5 protein-coding genes and 1 pseudogene are annotated in these 3,706 nt (G+C 61.0%); 1 reads left to right on the top strand and 5 read right to left on the bottom strand.

Annotated elements, in window-relative coordinates:
• The 5 genes from JCM9942_RS12200 to JCM9942_RS20270 all read right to left on the bottom strand — a co-directional run.
• Positions 1-1,372, bottom strand: a 1,372-nt coding sequence (locus JCM9942_RS12200) for a type I restriction endonuclease subunit R (RefSeq protein ID WP_157722906.1), incomplete at its 3' end; no start/stop codon positions are given.
• 4 nt (positions 1,373-1,376) lie between these two features.
• Positions 1,377-1,733, bottom strand: coding sequence for a hypothetical protein (locus tag JCM9942_RS12195; protein ID WP_054659968.1), 357 nt, complete (start codon positions 1,731-1,733; stop codon positions 1,377-1,379).
• A gap of 3 nt (positions 1,734-1,736) precedes the next feature.
• Entirely contained in the window at positions 1,737-2,072 is a 336-nt protein-coding gene (locus tag JCM9942_RS12190) for a type II toxin-antitoxin system Phd/YefM family antitoxin (protein ID WP_054659966.1), read from the bottom strand.
• Between the two features lie 71 nt (positions 2,073-2,143).
• The gene (locus JCM9942_RS12185; RefSeq protein ID WP_083468530.1) at positions 2,144-3,313 is read right to left on the bottom strand and encodes a restriction endonuclease subunit S; all 1,170 of its coding nucleotides are present in this window, start codon (positions 3,311-3,313) and stop codon (positions 2,144-2,146) included.
• The gene (locus JCM9942_RS20270) at positions 3,310-3,444 is read right to left on the bottom strand and encodes a hypothetical protein (protein WP_256202377.1); all 135 of its coding nucleotides are present in this window, start codon (positions 3,442-3,444) and stop codon (positions 3,310-3,312) included. Before JCM9942_RS20270 ends, JCM9942_RS12185 begins: the two co-directional genes overlap by 4 nt.
• Positions 3,445-3,502: 58 nt before the next feature.
• Here JCM9942_RS20270 and JCM9942_RS12180 point away from each other — a divergent pair.
• Positions 3,503-3,706: pseudogene (locus tag JCM9942_RS12180) on the top strand (transposase); the annotation flags it as partial.

The raw sequence follows: 3,706 nt of genomic DNA, 5'->3' as shown, positions 1-3,706 counted from the left end.
CCTCCGCCGCTTCGATCAGCGGCGTGCCGGTGAAGCCGATGAACTTGGCATTGGGCAACCCCTTGCGCATGTTCAGGGCAAGCCGTCCGTATTGGCTGCGATGCGCCTCGTCGCTGATGACGATGATGTCGTCACGCTCCGAATAGGGTTCGGTCACGCGCTCGCGGTACTTCTGGATCAGGGTGAAGACATAGCTGCGGTTGCTGTCGCGGAGCATGGCCCGCAGGTTCGCCCCGCTCTGGGCCTGGTCATCCTTGGCGTGTGCGCGCCCGCAATGGGTGTAGGTGCCGGCGATCTGGCCATCCAGCTCGCTGCGATCAGTGACGACAACAAAGGTGTAGCCCGCCGACACCCTGCGCCGGATTTTCTCGCTCAGGAATACGATGGAGTACGACTTGCCCGAGCCCTGGGTATGCCAGAACACGCCGAGCTGCCCCGTCGCCAGCTCGGCTTTCACCTTGTCATCGTCCGACTGCAGCCGTGCAATGACGCGATTCACGCCCAGATACTGGTGATTGCGGGCCACGATCTTGGCGAGGGCGCCCTCGCTGGCGTCGAACAGGATGAAGTTCTCGATAATGTCCAGCAGCCGCGCCCTGTCCATCATTCCGCGCAGCAGCAGGGGAAGCTGCATCGTGCTCTTTCCCGGCTCCGGATCGTCCTCGTCCAGCCGCTTCCACTGGTAGTGATGCTCGGACGTGGCCGTGATGCTGGCGTACCTGGCGATGTGGCCATTGGAGAACACCACGAACTGGTTCCAGTGGAACAGCTGCTCGATGCTGCCCTCGATGGCGACTTGCTTGCCGGATTCGTCGGTACCGCGATAGTCGCGGTAGTTCTTCTTGTAGGCGTCGTGGTAGTCCACGTCGAAGCGCTTGAGCTCGACGAACACCAGCGGCAGGCCGTTGACGAAGCCCACCAGGTCGGCGCGACGCAGGTAGTTCCTCCCGCGCACCCACAGCTCGCGAACGGCCTTGAAGCTGTTGTTGTCCGGATCGACGAAATCGACCAGCCGCAGGCGGCGTTCCACGGCTCGCCCGGCGCCATCCTTGAACCGGACCAGCGCGCCGTTGCGCAACAGCTCGTACTTGTCCTGGTTGATGGCGACCAGGGTCTTGGCGTGGTCGTGGGTAGTGGCTTGGTCGATGGCCTGCCGGTAGGCCTCCTCGGGCAAGCCGGGATTGAGCCGCTCCAGCGCGGCGCGCAGGTCGGGCGTGAGCACCGTCTCGGTGAAATTGCTACGCCCGGTGAGATGCGGCCTGTCCTCGGTCTCGGCCTGGGCATGGACCGACGACCAGCCAAGCTCACCCAGGATTGCGGCGGCATCCTTCTGGATCATCCCGTCTTCGCTGTAATCCCCCCGTGCGTTCATCGCCTTACGCCTCGCTGAAGTCGAAGCCGCACTGGCGGTGATGGCGCAGCGTCAGCAGATGGATGCAGTCCCGATGGATGGCATACAGCGCCAGGTACTCTTCCAGAATGTACTCGCGCAGTTCGATGTCATCGCCCAGCAGCTCGCGCACGGCTGTCCAAGCGGCAAGCACTTCCGGCGCTTCAGGGTTGTGGGCGATGAATTCGCGCCCGATGCGCGGCGCCTGAGCCAGGCGCTTGGGCAAGGCGTCATAGGCGTCGTCCAGCAGCTGCTGCCCCGCGGCATCCGCGCCAACGCCGATCAGGTGCGCCACGGCCTCGTCCAGTCTGCGCTCGTAGGCCGCACCCAGGACGACCTGCATGCGTCAGGCGTCCGTCTTGCGTGCGGCCCTGGCCGCGTCCAGCCGGGTCTGCGACCGCGACCTGGCCTCCTCCACCGGGATGCCGGGCTTGCCCGCGCGAATGTCCTGCAAACCGGCGGTCACGTCGTTCAGCAGGCCAAGCTGAAAGTTGGCTCGTGCCAGCGTTTCGCGCTCCAGACGGTGGTAGTAGTCCAGCTTGCGGGCATCCACCAGCGCCACATAGCTCTCGCCGTTGCGGGTGATGATCTTTTCGTGGCCGGCGCGGACTTCATCGGCCAGCCGGGTCAGGTCGGCGCGAGCCTTGTTGAAGGGCACGATGTCCTGTGAGGTGATGGGCATGGCGGGCTCCGGGTGTTGATGCGCCTAAACCTTAATGTATTCGTTGATGTTTGGCAAAATCGCCCTCCGGGCTACGCCGCTTCCGGCTGCGGTAGCGGGATGCCGGAGACGTCCAGTTGTCCGCTCATCAGCTTGGGCAGCAGGGCGTCGCGGGCTCTGGCGAGTTTCTTTTTTTGCCTTTCCAATTGGAATGCTTGCGAATACAGCGGTGCGACTAATGTTTCGAAGGAAGCAGCAACTTCACCGGCTGGCACAAGCAATGACAGCAAATGTGCGTAGTTTCGATTTAAACCAGGCACAGCGGCATCGCTGCTGATGAAGTTCAGGTTGCTCAGGGCTTGCAATAAATAGAACGTCGACGCTTCGGGATCAATGAAGAACACCGTATCGATCGGAAAGCAGGGCTCGGGCGAAAAGTACAGGCTGCCCACATTGCCTTTGCGCCCGACTACGATGGCGCCCCCATCCACGAGCGCACGATCATGGTTACCGACAACCCCACTTGAGCCATATACAGGCACCTGTCCATCCTTGCGTTCCGTAGCTTTAAGCGCCCTGCCGTACTTGAGCGGCGCGATTTGACCCAAGGTCTTGCGTGCCCAACCCTCCGGCACGCCATCCACCACCGTGACGGTCTCATGGCCGGGAAAGCGTAGATGCACGAACCATTCTCGATATAGGCGACGGGCGGCGTCTTCCAGAAGGGCGATGCGGCGCTGATTAGTGGCGATGAGATCGTCGTAAGCGAACAGTACTGCAGCTATTCTTCGCTGCTCTCCCAACGAAGGAACAAAAATCTCGAAGCCTGGAAAATTCGTCAACGGAATCCGATCAACCGTCGCGCCCGTCATCGTTTTTGCTTCAATCTGTGCCCGCCATCTCGGCGCGAAGAAGTAGTAGAACAGATAGCAATAGTCGATCTTTTCTGGATCCGGGCGTATCAATGCGGTTCTACGACCCAACGTGAAACTCATGCCGTCGGGGATGATGGCGTACCTATTCAAAGTTGCTTCATAGGTGAAAACGATGTCATTCGCCTGCGGCGTCACGCGACGATTCCATCTCGGAAGGTCACGATCGGCAACCCACCGGGCAGTGGCTAGGTCAATTCTGCCATCTGCCGAAATGTTAGGAATTCCAAGGAATACTGCTGCACCCTCTTCATGAAGCTCTGGCGTTGCATGCGGGCCGTCGTAAACGCCAATAGCAATGTCTCGAATCGTTCGTACACTGTCACTCACGCGAACAACTCCTCGAAGTTCTGGCTGATGGTCGCCGCAAGCTCGGATGCCTTCTCATCCAACTCTGCCAGCTCGTCATGGATGGCCCGCATCCGCTCGGCAAACCCTTCTTCGTCATCTTCAGTGACCACCGCTACGCCGACATAACGCCCCGGCGTGAGCGACCAGTCGTTCTGCCCGATGCGCTCGCGGGTGCTGGGTATCGACGAGCTCAAGATCATCGGCCAGTACCGGGCCATGATCACCAACGTCGAGCGCAAGACCGTGTTCGATATCCGCCCCAGCCGGGCCAAAGCCGAGTTGATGCCCTATTTCCGCGACCTGCGGGACAAGGACTCGGTCGAGTGGGTGGCGATGGACATGTACCACGTTTATCGGCAGGTGGTGCGCGCC

The sequence above is a fragment of the Stenotrophomonas pictorum JCM 9942 genome (assembly GCF_001310775.1).
Classification (GTDB): domain Bacteria; phylum Pseudomonadota; class Gammaproteobacteria; order Xanthomonadales; family Xanthomonadaceae; genus Stenotrophomonas; species Stenotrophomonas pictorum.
The sequence above is the reverse complement of the archived record's forward strand: the minus strand, read 5'-3'. Positions and strand labels throughout refer to the sequence as shown.